The 15,184-nt window shown below is 28.2% G+C and carries 15 protein-coding genes; 13 read left to right on the forward strand and 2 right to left on the reverse strand.

Features of this window, described 5'->3' with window-relative positions; all coding sequences use genetic code 11:
- The first annotated feature begins 268 nt into the window (after positions 1-268).
- Together L3B98_RS07180 and L3B98_RS07185 are read left to right on the forward strand one after the other, a co-directional pair.
- Positions 269-1,528 (forward strand): DUF445 domain-containing protein, encoded by a 1,260-nt coding sequence (locus L3B98_RS07180; RefSeq protein ID WP_238916168.1) that lies wholly within the window; start codon positions 269-271, stop codon positions 1,526-1,528.
- A gap of 15 nt (positions 1,529-1,543) precedes the next feature.
- Positions 1,544-2,899, forward strand: a complete 1,356-nt coding sequence (locus tag L3B98_RS07185) for a DUF445 domain-containing protein (protein ID WP_238916102.1) — start codon at positions 1,544-1,546, stop codon at positions 2,897-2,899.
- A 149-nt stretch (positions 2,900-3,048) separates the two neighbouring features.
- Here L3B98_RS07185 and L3B98_RS07190 read toward each other — a convergent pair whose 3' ends face one another.
- On the reverse strand, positions 3,049-4,878 hold the full coding sequence (locus L3B98_RS07190) for a hypothetical protein (protein WP_238916103.1): 1,830 nt from the start codon (positions 4,876-4,878) through the stop codon (positions 3,049-3,051).
- Positions 4,879-5,354: 476 nt separating this feature from the next.
- Here L3B98_RS07190 and L3B98_RS07195 point away from each other — a divergent pair, with 476 nt between their 5' ends.
- Positions 5,355-5,975, forward strand: coding sequence for a DUF1062 domain-containing protein (locus L3B98_RS07195; RefSeq protein ID WP_238916104.1), 621 nt, complete (start codon positions 5,355-5,357; stop codon positions 5,973-5,975).
- 65 nt (positions 5,976-6,040) lie between these two features.
- On the opposite strand, the gene L3B98_RS07200 is transcribed toward L3B98_RS07195, so the two are convergent.
- A complete protein-coding gene (locus L3B98_RS07200) occupies positions 6,041-6,580 on the reverse strand; it encodes a DUF5662 family protein (RefSeq protein WP_077363023.1) in 540 nt (179 codons plus the stop codon).
- Positions 6,581-6,742: 162 nt separating this feature from the next.
- Between L3B98_RS07200 and L3B98_RS07205 the strand changes: the two genes are divergently transcribed.
- The 10 genes from L3B98_RS07205 to L3B98_RS07250 all read left to right on the forward strand — a co-directional run bounded on the left by L3B98_RS07205 (position 6,743) and on the right by L3B98_RS07250 (position 15,177).
- Entirely contained in the window at positions 6,743-7,186 is a 444-nt protein-coding gene (locus tag L3B98_RS07205) for a GNAT family N-acetyltransferase (protein WP_238916105.1), read from the forward strand.
- A 50-nt stretch (positions 7,187-7,236) separates the two neighbouring features.
- On the forward strand, positions 7,237-8,118 hold the full coding sequence (locus L3B98_RS07210) for a penicillin-binding transpeptidase domain-containing protein (RefSeq protein WP_238916106.1): 882 nt from the start codon (positions 7,237-7,239) through the stop codon (positions 8,116-8,118).
- 56 nt (positions 8,119-8,174) lie between these two features.
- Positions 8,175-8,993 (forward strand): sugar nucleotide-binding protein, encoded by an 819-nt coding sequence (locus tag L3B98_RS07215; RefSeq protein WP_238916107.1) that lies wholly within the window; start codon positions 8,175-8,177, stop codon positions 8,991-8,993.
- Between the two features lie 28 nt (positions 8,994-9,021).
- Positions 9,022-9,624 (forward strand): DUF1847 domain-containing protein, encoded by a 603-nt coding sequence (locus L3B98_RS07220; RefSeq protein WP_238916108.1) that lies wholly within the window; start codon positions 9,022-9,024, stop codon positions 9,622-9,624.
- A gap of 184 nt (positions 9,625-9,808) precedes the next feature.
- On the forward strand, positions 9,809-10,570 hold the full coding sequence (locus tag L3B98_RS07225; RefSeq protein ID WP_077363029.1) for a helix-turn-helix transcriptional regulator: 762 nt from the start codon (positions 9,809-9,811) through the stop codon (positions 10,568-10,570).
- Positions 10,571-10,734: 164 nt separating this feature from the next.
- Positions 10,735-11,082 (forward strand): P-II family nitrogen regulator, encoded by a 348-nt coding sequence (locus L3B98_RS07230; protein WP_015392974.1) that lies wholly within the window; start codon positions 10,735-10,737, stop codon positions 11,080-11,082.
- Positions 11,083-11,243: 161 nt separating this feature from the next.
- Positions 11,244-12,338 (forward strand): spermidine/putrescine ABC transporter substrate-binding protein, encoded by a 1,095-nt coding sequence (locus tag L3B98_RS07235; protein ID WP_238916109.1) that lies wholly within the window; start codon positions 11,244-11,246, stop codon positions 12,336-12,338.
- A 26-nt stretch (positions 12,339-12,364) separates the two neighbouring features.
- Positions 12,365-13,495, forward strand: a complete 1,131-nt coding sequence (locus L3B98_RS07240; RefSeq protein WP_238916110.1) for an ABC transporter ATP-binding protein — start codon at positions 12,365-12,367, stop codon at positions 13,493-13,495.
- A gap of 11 nt (positions 13,496-13,506) precedes the next feature.
- Positions 13,507-14,370 carry an ABC transporter permease gene (locus L3B98_RS07245; protein WP_238916111.1) on the forward strand — a complete coding sequence of 288 codons (864 nt, stop codon included), beginning with the start codon at positions 13,507-13,509 and terminating at the stop codon, positions 14,368-14,370.
- A complete protein-coding gene (locus L3B98_RS07250) occupies positions 14,371-15,177 on the forward strand; it encodes an ABC transporter permease (protein WP_238916112.1) in 807 nt (268 codons plus the stop codon).
- The last annotated feature ends 7 nt before the right edge of the window (positions 15,178-15,184 follow it).

Here is a 15,184-nt window from a genome sequence, read left to right on the forward strand (position 1 = left end):
TCAAGCTTATTTTATCTAACAAGTATATTTTATCTTTATTTATTTCGTTTATACAGGAAGTTTATAACAATAACCTTGAAAATGATAAAAATAAATGCCATTATAATATGTATGTAGTATTTTAATTTTGAGTGAAAATTTTTTTTACTATATACGGTACAAGAGATTTATTTAAAAACTTAAAGATTTCCAAAGGAAATCAACATTAATTGACCATTTATAATTGAAAAATATGTAGTTAGCTGAAAAATGCATGATTTAATTGGAGGTGAAAATTTTGAATTCATATAAGGCAACAATTCTTTTAGTTATAGTAGCTATTGGATTTTTTCTTACATATCCATTTAACAACACTTTTGCAGGAGGTTTGCTAAGCAGTGTTTTTGGTGCTGCAATGATTGGTGGTTTAGCAGATTGGTTTGGAGTAAGTGCATTATTTAGAAAGCCCCTTGGAATTCCTTTTAAAACAGAAATTATTCCAAGGAATCGTGAAAAGATCTTTAATGCCTTAAGTGATATGGTAGGCGAAGAATTATTGACCAAAGACAATATAAATGAAATGATTAATAAAAATAGCATATCAGGATTTTTTATTAAATATCTAAGTGAAAATAAAGAGAATAAAAGGTTAAAGGAAGTAGCTTCAAAAATAGTTAGTGACATAGTATGGAAGATCAGTCCAAAAGAAACCGGTAAATTAATTGAAGGCTTAATAAAGGAAAATATTCTTAAAATAAAAATTTCTAATATAATAGCAGCAGCAATTGAGGTGTCTATAAACAAAGGATATGACTTGAAAATTATTGATTTTATAGTTGATGAATTAATTAAGCTTACAAAAACAGAGCAAGCAGCCAAGTTAATTGTTAAATTAGTAGAAGAAACGATGAAATCTTATGAAAAAGGAATGAAGAGGAGAAGATTTGTAAATTCAATAATATTTGATATGATTTTGCAGTTATCTCCTTATGAAATTTCCCTTCAAATTCAAAATAAATTGATTGATTCGCTAGGAAAATTTAAAAATCCTACAAATCAAACTAGAGTTGAATTTATGATATGGATGGACCAGAAAATTAAAGAACTTAAAAGTGACTCAGCACTACAAGAAAAAATAGAAAATTGGAAGGCTCAGCAAATTAATAGTGAGTTGGATTTGCATAGTAAAATTGCTGATTTCATAGAGAATATTAGAGATAAAAATTTAGAAAATTCTTCTGAAGTTGACAATTTAAATATGAAAATTGAAGAGCAGCTTAATAAACTAATAGATGAATTTAAAGTTAATATTGAATGGCAAAGGAAGCTAGATTATAAAGCTAAAGGATTATTGTTAGAGTTTGTTGACAATAATCATAGTAAAATTGGTTCTATGGTTAAAGAAAATCTAAATAAATTTTCTAATGATATGATAGTTAACTTAATTGAAACTAAGGTGGGGAATGACTTACAGATGATTAGGATCAATGGTTCTGTTGTTGGAGGCCTTGTTGGTATGATGACCTTTCTTTTGACCTTTTGGATTTAGTTGAGGTGTAAATATATGAAAAATAAAAAATTAGCAAATAAAATATTAGTGTTTCTATTTCTTGGATTTTGTATAATAACACTTTTTAGAATATTTATTTTGGATAATTTTACTGTAAGGATGTTAAGTTTTACAATTGAGGCTGCTTTAGTTGGGGGGATTGCAGATTGGTTTGCAGTAACTGCTTTATTTAATAAACCGCTTGGTTTTCCATGGCATACAGCAATTATACCTAAAAATAGGGATAAAGTAATAGAAGCGGTCTCAGTTATGGTAGAAAGTGAATTATTAAGTCCTAAATTTCTTGAAGGCAAAATACAGGAAATTCATATAATAGATTTATTAATCGCCTATATAGATAAGCATGATACGAAAAAGAGTATTGCTAAATTGATAGCAAAATATGGTCAAGAAGCTATGAGCAAAATTAATAGCAATGAAATAGCAGGTTATATAGAAGTTTTTTTAAAAAATAAAATTAAAAGTACTAAAATATCTCCAAAGTTAAAAATGTTGGTTGACTGGGCAATAAAAAATGGTGAATATGATAACTTTTTAGAAAAAATCATAGATGGATTAATTGTCTTTATAAAGAAAGATAGTACAAGAGTAGAAATATACAATATACTTAATGACGTTGTTCAAAAAAGAAAAAGTGAAACTAACGGCTTAAAGCAAATGCTATTAGAATTATCCTTAGATATTGCACAAGGAACTAATAGCTTAAACTTAAAGGATGCAGCTATTTCTATACAGGAAACTTTACTTCAAATACTAATAAATATGAAAGATAAAAATGATCCAATGTACATAAGATTGGATGAGATGCTTAAGGAAAATATAAAAAAAATGGAAACAGACCTTGTAATAATTAATTCAATAGAAAATTGGAAAGAAGAAATAATAAGTAAAATCCAATTGAGGGAGGAACTTCAAAAGCTAATTGATGGAACTATTAAAATTACTGCTAACCTTCCAGCTGAAATAGACAGTTATAATACGGAATGGGGGACAGCAAATAATGCTAAAATAATTAAGTGGCTTTTAATTCAAGTAAACAGGTATTGGTTAAACTTTAAACAAGATGAAAAAATTAAAAAATGGTTGGAAGCATATATTAAAGAAAGTATTATGAAGGTATTAAATGCAGAGCATCATTTGGTAGGAACTATGGTAAAGGAAACTTTAAACACTTTTACAAATGAGGCTCTTAATGAATTTATTGAAAGTAAGGCTGGAAATGACTTGCATTGGATTCGTATAAATGGTTCAATAGTAGGTGCAGTAGTAGGTGTGATATTATATTTATTTGTAAATTTATTTTACGGGCCAGTTGTTGCTCCAATTATTAGAGGTTGGTTTCCTATGTGAAATATAATTTACTGCTCATAAGTACTAGAATTAAAGAATTTAAGAATTTGCTTGAATAATGCGGGTCAGAAAGATTTGTGTTATTTTATTTATAAAAGGAATACTTAAAAATTGTTTTGAGTATTCCTTTTGATCTTTTTAAGATTTAATTATATTAATAATTTAAGTGCAGAATTTCCACTTATTGAATTGCTTTGATATTTGATACTTTTACTACAATTATTATATAACCCATTCTTGATTTCTTTAAATAAGCCTGTAAAATGGTCTTTGTTTTTATTAAGTGAGAAATTAAAGTCATTATGCGATATTTGAGATGTGTTTGCTAATAGTGAATTTAATGTTTTATCAATTTCCTTATTTTTAGTTTTATAGTATTTTTGTTCGGTTTCTAATTTTTCTATTTGTTTATCGATTGAATTTGATAATTCTTTTATAGTTGAATTACTTAATTTTAAGGTTTTTGAAGACATATCTTTAATATTAAGTTCATATTGTTCTGATGAATTGTTGCCTATCGTTACATTTAAATCTGTAGTTGAAGCATGTTCATAGGTAACGCCAGTAATAGCTACACCATGTTGTATATCTGCTCCAGCTTTACTGAATTCAATAGTTAACCCTTTTGAATTTCCTTCTTTTGTTATTGTTACAGCATTGCCTTTAACAACAAAGTCACCTTCTTTAGATGCTTGTCCGTCTATCATAAAGCCTCCCCCTGAGACTATAGATAAGTCACTTCCATGGAGAATCATATCATGTAACTTGCCGGCTTGAGGTCCTTCAGGATTTAGTCCATCTTTAAATTTTATACTTAATGTGCTATTTGGACCAGCATCTCCTAAAGCAGTAAGTTTTATATTTGTACCTTTAATACCAGCAGAATCTTGTAATTCAGCGGTAACACCAAATTTTTCTTTGTTGGTATTAATGTAGTCTGCTAACTTTGACATAGAATAGTTATCAAAAATCTTAATTTCTTGATCATTAATAACTAAAGTTCCGCCAACGGAAACAGTACCAGTATTTCCTCTTAAAGTGTAAGTTGCTGGTTTTGCTAATTCTGTTACTCCACTAGTCATTATAGTTTTACCATAAACTATAGCATCTTCTAATTTACCAGCTTGAGGCCCTTCAGGGTGTATTCCGTTTTTATATTCTACAGTTAACTTACTAAATTCGCCTGGTTGACCTAAAGCTGTAAGCTTTAAATTTGTATCCTTAACACCAGCAGAATCTTGCAATTCAGCAGTAACACCAAATTTTTCTTTATTGGTATTAATATAGTCTGCTAATTTTGTCATAGGGAAGTTATCTGTAATTTCAATTTCTTCACCATTAATAACTAAAGTCCCACCAACAGATACAGTACCTGTATTACCTCTTATGGTGTAAGTAGCTGCTTCACTTGATTGTATGCCACTGCTGCCACTAAAAGCAACATTTGGTGCTATAACGGAATTATTTGGAGATGATACTGATTTTACAACAGTGTCAGCACCTTCGCCTTCTAAGTTATACTTCATTTTGATGATATTATCAGTTATATTTGTATTGCTGGTTACGGCGGCAGATTTATTATTTTTAACTATATTTGCTATTTCAGATTGATTTGTATCAGAAAGTTTATCGATATGATCAGCGAGTTTGGATAATGTATCTTTATCCATATAGTCTCTAACATTTGCATCTGCAGGTATTTTGTTTATTAGTTTTTTTATTTTTTTCAAGTCATCAATAATTTTTGTTGCAGTATCATCAGATTTTTGCACAATTGACTTTGCCTCAAGAGCATTATCAATTTTTCTGAATAACTCTTCATTCTTTAGGCGATTTTTCTTGTCTGGAGAAAAATCAATACTTGTTTTCATATGATGGGAACTTTTATTTACCTTGGATGAATTCTTAAGATTAATATTTGAAGCTTGTACTGATGGAAGTACAGAATTTCTAAATATTAAATTGTTACATATTTTCATTTTATTTCACTCCTTTCTTGATAGATAAAAGATAGTACGAATTTGTTACTATATTTACCTCGGAATTATTTCCAATTTATTTATCGGAAGAAAAATTAACCACTTAAGATATAAAAAGTTAAAATGCAACAAAAAATATAAATATAACTCAAAAAAATACAAAATTCGAATTAAATGTATTACGATTTTTAGAGATAAAATTATTTATATTAAATGAGTAAAAATAATGTTTTTAGCTGAGTCATAAAGAGAAATTAATTAGCATAATATTAGGATAAAGATTTGGTCTGTATCAAACATTAGCTTTAGCTTAATACCATAAAATGTTAGACTGATAACATATTAATTTAAAAAATATTGGAGGTAATGATTTATGACAGTAGATATTTTTAATGCATAGCAGAGGCTATTGCATTATTATAACAATGTGATGAAATAGCCTTTGCAAATCCTAAACCAGAAATAGGAGGAGCAAAATGAGCTATTTAAAAAAATATGAGTGGGAATTAATGCCTAAAGATTTACCATTAGTTAAAAGAAATTGTCCTAAGTGTAATGAAAAAACACATTATATTAATAGTGAAAAATTCAGAGTAAATGCAAATAAAAATAATATTGATATTTGGTTAATTTTTCAATGTGAAAAATGTAAATCCACTTTTAATATGACTATATATGAAAGAACAAAACCAAGTGATATTGAGAATGAAGAATATGAAAACTTTCTTTCTAATGAAAAGACATTAGCTAGAGAATATGCTTTTAATCTAAGTATATATAATAAAAATAAGGCTGAAATTGTCTTAGACGATATTGGATATGAAGTTATTCAAAAAGAATTGAAAGAATATAGTGTAAATAAAAATGAGTTAATTATTCAAATTATTTGTAAATATCCAATAGAATTGAGATTGGATAAGCTTTTAAGTGATAGACTTGGAGTATCAAGAAGTCAAATTAAAAAAATACATGAAAAAGGAGTAATATTTATTAAAGATGATAAAAATTCATTAAATGTAAAAATAAAAAATGAAATGGAGATACATATTTTAAGGTATCTAGAGGATATAGATATACTACAAGCAATAGTAGTATAGGTCATTCAATTAGTTTCAAGCACGAATTATTTATGTAAAAAGAATTTTAATAAAAAATACAAAATCTATGATTTTGTATTTTTTAGAATATTGTTTTTTATGTAAGCAAAAGTTTTATTCTCACCTTCCTTTGCAAGCTTATTAAGCAAAGTCTCTAAAAGTATGCGGACATCATTATGTAAAACGTAGTAGTGTTTCCTATTTTCATAATAATCTAATGGGCTATTATCTGAATATTTATCTTTTAAATAATTTTTTGAAGCACATACTCTATCTATAAACATTTCTACTACATATTTAGTAGGCATTTTCATTCCCATTAAGCCATCAGCTTCATTTGAACCATAATCTATCCAATATTCAAAATGGTGTCTATTTCGTCCCTTATGATGTAACCATGCAGAAGAATAACCTTCAACAGTTTTTTGGACTCCATTAGGACTAACATATCCACGATAATATTTTATCCCAGCTGAAAATTCTATAAATGAATATTTAGAAAGATCATGAAGTAACCCTTGTTTATATAAACCTACCTTAAAACAATATTTCATAACTAATAGTTTATGATACGTTATAGTCTTAAAATGATTAATAATATTCATAATTTCTCCTATTTTTTAAAATTATCATTATTTAACTAGTACAAGCTAATATTATTATATATTTTTTCAATTTAAATATAAAGAGGAAAAGAGACTAGCATATTATTGATATGTGTTATAATAGAAAATAAAGTAAAAAGATACAGATGTTTGTAAGGAGCGATGGAACAAATGATAGTAAAAAAATTAGAAGAATATATGATTGATGAATGCGTTGATTTGTATATTGACACATTTTCAAGAGAACCATGGAATGACGTATTTGAATCAAGGGTGCAAGTTTTAAATTTTTTTAATAATCATATAAAAAACAATTACTTTTTAGGATATGTTGCAATTATAGATGAGAAGATTACAGCATTAAGTATTGGAATGAAAAAACCTTGGATTGAAGGAATGGAGTACTATATAGATGAATTTTGTGTAAGTTACTCGATGCAAGGGAATTGCATTGGAAGTGAGTTTTTAAAAGAAATAGAAAAAATGAATGAATTAAAAGGAGTAAATAGCATAATTTTGAATACAGAAAAAGGGTATCCGTCCTATGATTTTTATATAAAGAATGGCTTTAATTCAATCAATGATTTAGTTGTTTTGGGAAAATAAAAAAGATAATACAAATTAATTTATATAAAATTTAATTAGTTGAGGCGTATATGAAAAAGAAATATTTTTATAATAGTTTATTGATTTGTATGATATTTATGCAGCTAATGGGATGTAATAATCAAAAGGTAAAATTGAATAACAAATCAGGTGATAATGGTAGTTTTGCAACTTCAATTACTAGTGAGAATGCTACAACAAAAATTGTTGATTATAGTAAAGCATTTAATGGTATTGGAGGCTGTGCAGTATTTTATAATAACGATAAAAAAGAATATCAATTTTATAATAAAGAAGCCTGTGAAATAGAGGTATCACCTTGCTCTTCATTTAAGATAATTTCAACATTAATAGGCTTAAAGAATGGAATATTAACTTCGGCTGATACAAAAATGAAATATAATGGGACTAAATACCCCTTAGAAGCATGGAATAAAGATTTAACTTTAAAAGAGGCATTTCAAACATCATGTGTTTGGTATTTTAGATCTGTTATTGATAAAGTTGGTCAAGATAGTATGCAGGCAGAACTTAATGAGATTCACTATGGGAATTGTGATATAAGAGAGTGGAAAGGCGGAAACATTAATTTGCTACGTGAATTAAATGGTTTTTGGTTAGAATCTTCTTTGAAAATTTCACCAAAGGAACAAGTAAATGTTCTATCAATCATTTTTGAGGGTAAAACTGATTTCTCTCGTAAAAACATTGAAACTCTAAAAGAAATAATGTTAGTGGAGAGAAAAGGCAATATTTCTATATATGGTAAGACAGGGACAGGATTTAAGAATAATGCTTGGTTTGTTGGTTGGTTAGAGAATGGAAGTGAAAAATATTCTTTTGCAGTTCATTTGAGTGATGGTAAGGGTAAGGATATTTCAGGGCAAATGGCAAAAGAAATTGCACTTAAAATTATAAGCGAATACTATTAAGATAAGTAATGAAGTAATGTTGAGTTTATTTTAATAATATAAGGGAGATAAATTATATGAATAAAGTTTTGGTACTTGGAGGAAGTGGACTTCTAGGAACAGCTATAATAAAGGAAATGGATAAATATGAGAAGTATGAGATTTATACAACCTATTATGGACATCTGCCTTCAATAAATAAAGAGTTATGTTTTAAGCTAGATTTAGAAGATGTTGAGAATATTAACTGTATTTTAAAAAATATAGAGCCTAAGATTGTTATATCTTGTTTAAGAGGAGATTTTGACAAACAGTTGATTTTGCATACAAAAGTTGCCAAGTATTTGAAAGAAAATAACGGTAAATTGTATTTCTTCTCTACGACAAATGTATTTGATAATGATTATAGCAAGCCACATTATGAAGACGATGCACCTAATTCAAGAACCGATTATGGAAGATTTAAAATTGCATGTGAAAAAAGCATTATTGAGATATTGAAAGAAAATTCATGTATATTAAGAATTCCTCAAGTTTGGGGAAAAGATTCTCCAAGGCTTACAGAACTATTAAATACAATTAATAATAATGAAGCTATAACTGTATTTCCAAAACTTTTTCTTAATGTTAATTCAGATGAAATGATTGCAAAGCAATTAAGTTATATTATAGAAAATAGATTGATTGGAATTTTCCATTTGGCCTCAGAAGATATTGATAATCAAAGTAGCTTTTATAAAAGATTAATAATGAAATTAGGATTTGATAATACACTTATTAATGAAAATTTAGAAGAAGAAGGTTATTTTGCGCTTAAATCAAAAAGGATGAATGAATTTCCTGAGTATTTAAGAGTAAATAGCAAAGCGGTAATTAAATATCTAACAGCCAAATAATAATAAAATTTTGAAAGAAGGTTTTTATATGCATAACTGTGCCTTATGTTCTATTCATGCATGTAACAAAGGAGAATTAGATAAAGCTCCAAAAAATTGTCCAAGTCTTGATGAAAATATAGAAGATATGAAAGAAATATATAAAGAGGAAGAAAACTATAGAATTGCGAAAGCATCAGCATTAGTTGTAAGTAAAGGATATTGTGAAAAGACAAGGTTAGAAGAGATAATGGATTTTGCAAATAGATGCGAATATAAAAATATAGGTATAGCGTTTTGTATAGGATTAGCTAATGAAGCTAAAATGTTAAGTAAGATCCTTAAATATAATGGATTTACTGTAAATTCTATCATCTGCAAGAATGGAAGTATCTCAAAAGAATTTATTGATATAAAGTCAAATGTGCCAATGTGCAATCCAATTGGACAAGCTGAATTATTAAATAAAGCAAAAACAGATTTAAATATCCTTTTAGGATTATGTGTAGGACATGATTCGCTATTTATAAAATATTCGAAAGCTCCAATAACTATTTTTGCTGTAAAAGATAGAGTTTTAGCACATAATCCATTAGGAGCAATATATCAAGCGGAATCTTATTACAAGGATAAATTATTCCCTGAAAATTGAAATTTCCTACTACTAAAGTAGTAGATTTGGTATTAAAAATAGTCAAATAATAATATTGAAATAAATACCATGAGAGAGTAAAATGTATTTAATATAAAAATAAGAATGCAATGAGGCATATGTATTCTCTAGGCTTAGAGATCATGTGTCTTTTTTTATTAAATAAAGGAAGGAAGTTTTATATATGCGTAACTTAGAAACTAATGATTGGATGGTTATTAATAATATTGTTTATCAAATTAATTCTATAGAGGATTCAGTGACCATGAGAAAAAACTTCCTTACTCAAATGGCTTTGATTTTAAATTTTGATAGTGCTGACTTTTATATTGCAGAAGAATTAAATAGTCATACCTTAATTAATCCTGTTTTTTATAATTATACACCTAAAGCTGATGAAAATTATATGGATAAGTATGATGGTATAGATTATAGTAGAGGGTTAATGTTTGGAGGAAAAAGTAAGGTATATAGGGAAAGTGATATAATTTCAGAAGAAAAAAGAGTTCAATCAGAGTATTATAAGAAATATTTTGAGCCTAATAATTGGCATCACACTTTAAATATGATATTAGCTCATAAAGGTCAATTTGTTGGAGTGGTTTGTTTTTTTAGGTTAAAAGGAAAAGAAGATTATACTTACGAAGATTCTTTTATACTAGATATGATAAAGGAACATCTAGCATTTAGATTATTTCAGGATTTAAATAAAAATACTGCTGGAAGTGAAAAAATATCAGTTTCTGAATGTGCTAGGACTTATAATTTAACAAAGCGAGAAGAAGCTGTATTGCAAGAACTTATGAATGGAACTGACAGCAATGAAATCAGTAACAAATTATGTATTACACCAAATACTTTAAAAAAGCATGTACTGAATATTTATAGAAAACTGAACATAAAAAATAGAGTTCAGTTATTTAAAATGGTTAAGGAAAAAGAATAAAGTACTACTTTATGAGTAGGTGTATCTTAAAAAGTATAATTAAAATGGTGTTTTTGGACAATTGTTATAAATAGTTTTTGATAGTATATTATTCACAAGAAGTAGTTATCAGGGCTGAGTGTAACATATTTTCATATAATTAAATTATTGGGGAGGGATATTACGTGAAAGAAATTGTACTAATTATAAGACCAGAAAAATTAGAAATTGTAAAAAGTATTTTAGATGAATACCACTGTGGAGGTATGACAATTTCAACTGCAATGGGGTGTGGAACTCAAAGAGGTTCTGTTGAAGGCGTAAATGAAATTAAAGGACTTAAAACAAATATTAATTTATTACCTAAAATTAAGGTTGAAGCAGTTGTAGAAGATAGTGTTTTAGAGGATATATTTTTAGCTGTCATAGACAAAGTTGGAACTGGACATGTTGGGGATGGTAAAATATTTGTAAGAAATATTGAACAAGCTGTTCGTATCAGAACAGGTGAAAGAGGAGAAAAGGCTTTATAATTATATATATGCAAAGGCGCATGAAGATTAATTTATCTTTATGCGCCTTTTTGATCCTTTTGAAATTAAGGTTGTGAAAATGAAATAAAGAGAATAGAAAGATAACCAATTACGAAAATTTTATAAGCTATAAGTAATATTTGATAAGAGGAGTGAGTTATATGATTAAAAGAACATTAAAAAAGTTTATGGCAGTTGTAATGATGGGGACTATAATTACAGCAAGTTTAGCAGGGTGTGGATCAAGCTCCAAGCCAGCTGCTAGTGGGGATTCTAGTAGTGCAGCTCCAAGTAGTAAGGAATTAAATGTCATATGTTGGTCAGAATATTTGCCAGATGAAGTTGTACAAGGCTTTGAAGATAAATATGGAGTTACAGTTAATTTGACAACTTTTACAGATCCAGATGAAATGCTAGCTAAGATGAAATCAGGTGCTAAAGGTACTTACGATATGATAATCGGACCAGCACAAGATATAAAAACTTTAAAAGATCAAGAACTAATTCAAAAGGTTGATACAAGTAAAATTGAAAATTACAAAAATCTTGATGAGCAATATTTAAAAGAAGCAAATGATCCTAAAGCTGAATATAGCATTCCTTATTTAGGTACAAGCATTTTGATTGCTGTTAATACTGATAAAATAAAAGATAATATAAAGTCCTATAAGGATTTATTAAATCCAAAATATAAAGACACAATGGTGGTTGTGGAAGATGCTAGACCAATTATCGGTATAGGTTTAATGGCAAGTGGTTATAAAATCAACGATACAAGTGATGAGGGCTTAAAGAAAGCTGAAACTTTTTTGACACAATTAAAACCAAATATTCATGCCTTTAATGGAGATAGTCCAAAAACTTTATTATTAAATGGTGAATGTTCCTTGGGGCTTGTTTATGGTGGTGAATGTGCTTTAGCAGCAGAACAAAATCCTGCAATAAAAGTAGTATATCCAGAGGAAGGTATTTATTTTACTTTTGACATGATGATGAAGACAAATGGAGCTAAAAATCCTGAAAATGTAGATTTGTTCATGAATTATATTTTAGATAAAGATGTTAGTGCAACTATTTCTAAAACTTTCCCTTACGTAAATCCTAATAAAGCAGCTAGAGAGGTTTTAGGAGATAAATTTAAAAATAACACAATTGAGAATATTCCAGAAGCAGAAATGAAAAAGAGTCAAGGTTTAGTTGATATTGGAGATAATGTTTCAAAGATAGTTGACTTATGGACTAAGTTTAAAGGATAAAAATAACTCGCGTTGGAGGGGATGAAATGTCTGAGGTTATCGTAAAAATAGACAATGTAAACAAACAATATGGAGAAAATCATGTAGTTAAAGATTTAATTCTTGATATAAAAAAAGGTGAATTTTTAACAATGCTAGGTCCTTCTGGTTGTGGTAAAACCACAACCTTAAGGATGATAGCTGGATTTGAAACACCTACTAGTGGAAATATTTATATTGAAGGAGAAGAAATTCAAAATACCGAACCTTATGCTAGAGAAGTAAATACGGTTTTTCAAAATTATGCCCTATTTCCTCATATGACTATTTATGATAATTTAGCTTTTGGTTTAACCGTAAAAAAGGTGAATAAGGCAGAAATTAAAAAACGCGTTACTGAAATTCTTGAGTTGGTACAATTAGTTGGTTTTGAAAATAGAAAGCCTGATCAATTATCTGGAGGTCAAAAGCAAAGAGTTGCCATAGGCAGAGCGCTTATAAACAATCCTAAGGTTTTATTATTAGATGAACCTTTAGGAGCCTTAGATTTAAAGCTTAGAAAGCAAATGCAATTTGAATTAAAAAGACTTCAAAAAAAATTAGGAATTACTTTTATTTATGTAACTCATGATCAAGAAGAAGCTCTTACTATGAGTGATAGAATTGCAATAATGTATGAAGGAAATTTAGAGCAGATAGGTACTCCAAAGGAAATATATGAAACACCGAAATCTAAATTTGTTGCTGATTTTATAGGGGAATCAAATATTTTTTATGGGGTTGCCAATAAAATAAATAACGAAGTATTAGATATTAAATTAGAAAATGGAAGTGTATTAGCAGTAGATTCACAAATAGGCAATAATGAAATAATTTATGTTTTAGTTAGACCAGAAAATATAAAATTATCAAAAGAACCAGTAGAAGGCTTTAGTCTTTTTGGAAAGGTTAAAGAACACATATATATTGGTAATGTAAATAAGACAATTATTCTGCTTCCAACTGGCATGGAAGTTAAAATGAACACTACTCCAAAAGTAGAATTGCTGCCAGTTGGTTCAGAAATCTGCGTTTATTGGGAAAAAGAAGATGCTGTGGTTATTAAATCACAAAGTCAGGAAATCTTCAATATTGTTGATAATCCAGTATTTACAGCAGAAAATCAAATAAAGCATTAGGGGGGATTTAAATGAATAAAAAAGGAAAAATAAATTTACCTCTTATTACAACAGTTGGACCAGTCTCTACTTGGATGATTTTGCTAGTTGCAATTCCATTTTTATATGTATTTATCATGGCCTTTATGTATAAAGATCCAAGTGGGGGAGTAAAACTTGGTTTCACTTTAGAAAACTTTAAACAAGTATTTGATCCATTATATTTGAAGATATTTGGAGAATCGATATTTATTTCACTGTTTACAACTATAGTATGCATATTAATAGCTTATCCATTTACCTATTTTATAGCTCAGAAAACAACCATAAAAAAGACTGTATTTATGGCAATGGTTATAGTTCCATTTTTAGTTAGTTCTTTAATAAGACTATTTGGGTGGATTAATATATTAAGAAAAGATGGGATATTAAATTCCTTACTAATAAAGTTAGGTTTAATTCAACAGCCATTGGAATTAGTTTATAACACTACAGGGGTTATGATAGGGCTTGTATATATGTTATTACCTTTTATGATTTTACCATTATACAGTTCCATTGAAAAGCTTGATAAATCTTTACTTGAAGCTTGCAGTGATTTAGGAGCAAAACCAGCAAAGGCATTTCTAAAGGTAACATTGCCACTTACTATGCCAGGAATATTTGCAGGAAGCATTTTGGTGTTTATACCAGCTTTAGGATATTTCTTTGTTACTGATATACTTGGGGGAAGTAAGACTCAGGTTATAGGTAACATTATAAGAAATCAATTTATAACAGCAAGAAATTGGCCATTAGGTTCAGCAATTTCAATTTTCTTAATAGTAATTACCTTGATTTTAGTATGGTTATATCAAAAATCAGGTGGAAGTATGGATGATTTAGGGGGGATATAAATGACAAAAACTCAAAAAAGAAATATAACTAAGGTTTTAAAAAATTTATATATTTATCTTGTTTTCTTGTTTCTATATCTTCCTATTCTGTATGTAATTATTTTTTCATTCAATACTTCAAAGTTAAATATTGTTTTCGAAAGCTTTACCCTTCAGTGGTATGGAAGTTTCTTTAAAAACAGAACGCTTATGGATGCACTCATGAATACCTTGATTGTTGGTATTTTAAGTACTGTTTTTTCAACAATTATTGGAACAATTGGTGCTATTGGATTAAGTAAATATAAGTTCAAAGGAAGAGGGATAATAGATAAATTATTATATATTCCTATTGTAATTCCAGAAGTAGTATTAGGAGTTGCTTTACTATCAATATATTCAGTATTAAGTGTTCCATTAGGGTTATTAAGTTTGACTATATCTCATATTACCTTCAGTATCCCTTTTGTTGTAATTACAGTTAGAGCAAGACTTGCAGGCTTTGATAAGTATTTAGAAGAAGCAGCCATGGATTTAGGTGCAAATAGAATTGTGACTTTTTGGAAAGTAACTTTGCCACTTATAATGCCAGGCGTTTTATCTGGTGCAATGCTTGCATTTTCATTATCTATTGATGATGTTGTCATCAGTTTCTTTACAACAGGACCAGGAAGTACCACTTTACCACTTAAAATTTTCTCTATGGTAAAGACTGGAGTAACACCAGAAGTAAATGCTTTATCTACAGTAATAATGCTAGTTACTATTGTAATTATCATAATTAATACTTCCTTCCAAGTTAAGAAATTAAAGGCTGTTAAAGCATAAGGACGTG

It is taken from the genome of Clostridium sp. YIM B02555 (genome assembly GCF_022320955.1).
GTDB classification, from domain to species: Bacteria; Bacillota; Clostridia; order Clostridiales; family Clostridiaceae; genus Clostridium; species Clostridium saccharoperbutylacetonicum.

Excerpts from the sequence above, each read along its gene's own strand:
- L3B98_RS07205 (WP_238916105.1), top strand. The coding sequence starts at position 6,743 with ATGGAACAAATGATAGTAAAAAAATTAGAAGAATATATGATTGATGAA.
- L3B98_RS07235 (WP_238916109.1), top strand. The coding sequence starts at position 11,244 with ATGATTAAAAGAACATTAAAAAAGTTTATGGCAGTTGTAATGATGGGG.
- L3B98_RS07190 (WP_238916103.1), bottom strand. The coding sequence starts at position 4,878 with ATGAAAATATGTAACAATTTAATATTTAGAAATTCTGTACTTCCATCA.
- L3B98_RS07225 (WP_077363029.1), top strand. The coding sequence starts at position 9,809 with ATGCGTAACTTAGAAACTAATGATTGGATGGTTATTAATAATATTGTT.
- L3B98_RS07245 (WP_238916111.1), top strand. The coding sequence starts at position 13,507 with ATGAATAAAAAAGGAAAAATAAATTTACCTCTTATTACAACAGTTGGA.
- L3B98_RS07195 (WP_238916104.1), top strand. The coding sequence starts at position 5,355 with ATGAGCTATTTAAAAAAATATGAGTGGGAATTAATGCCTAAAGATTTA.
- L3B98_RS07200 (WP_077363023.1), bottom strand. The coding sequence starts at position 6,580 with ATGAATATTATTAATCATTTTAAGACTATAACGTATCATAAACTATTA.
- L3B98_RS07240 (WP_238916110.1), top strand. The coding sequence starts at position 12,365 with ATGTCTGAGGTTATCGTAAAAATAGACAATGTAAACAAACAATATGGA.
- L3B98_RS07220 (WP_238916108.1), top strand. The coding sequence starts at position 9,022 with ATGCATAACTGTGCCTTATGTTCTATTCATGCATGTAACAAAGGAGAA.
- L3B98_RS07250 (WP_238916112.1), top strand. The coding sequence starts at position 14,371 with ATGACAAAAACTCAAAAAAGAAATATAACTAAGGTTTTAAAAAATTTA.
- L3B98_RS07185 (WP_238916102.1), top strand. The coding sequence starts at position 1,544 with ATGAAAAATAAAAAATTAGCAAATAAAATATTAGTGTTTCTATTTCTT.
- L3B98_RS07210 (WP_238916106.1), top strand. The coding sequence starts at position 7,237 with ATGAAAAAGAAATATTTTTATAATAGTTTATTGATTTGTATGATATTT.
- L3B98_RS07215 (WP_238916107.1), top strand. The coding sequence starts at position 8,175 with ATGAATAAAGTTTTGGTACTTGGAGGAAGTGGACTTCTAGGAACAGCT.